The organism is Ochrobactrum sp. SFR4 (genome assembly GCF_019730395.1).
Lineage (GTDB): Bacteria > Pseudomonadota > Alphaproteobacteria > Rhizobiales > Rhizobiaceae > Pseudochrobactrum.
In genome coordinates, this window is sequence record NZ_JAAPBB010001331.1 from 1 (window position 1) to 238 (window position 238).

The window sequence follows — 238 nt, forward strand, 5'->3', positions numbered from 1 at the left end:
GGAAATGCGCGGCGTTTCAAAAGCGGACATTCAGACACGGGTGAATAAAGCACTGGATCGGGTGCGTCTGCGTCCGTTTGCGGAACGTCTTCCAAAGCAAATGTCCGGTGGTCAGCAGCAGCGTGTGGCACTTGCCCGTGCCTTGGTGATTGAGCCGGATGTGCTGTTGCTGGATGAACCGCTTTCCAATCTTGATGCGAATTTGCGCCATGAGATGAAAGAAGAAATCCGCAGCATC

Annotated in this window: 1 protein-coding gene; it reads left to right on the forward strand. The window is 53.8% G+C overall.

All coding sequences use genetic code 11. The features are described from left to right. Positions 1-238, forward strand: a 238-nt coding sequence (locus HBA93_RS23350; protein WP_221724805.1) for an ATP-binding cassette domain-containing protein, incomplete at both ends; no start/stop codon positions are given.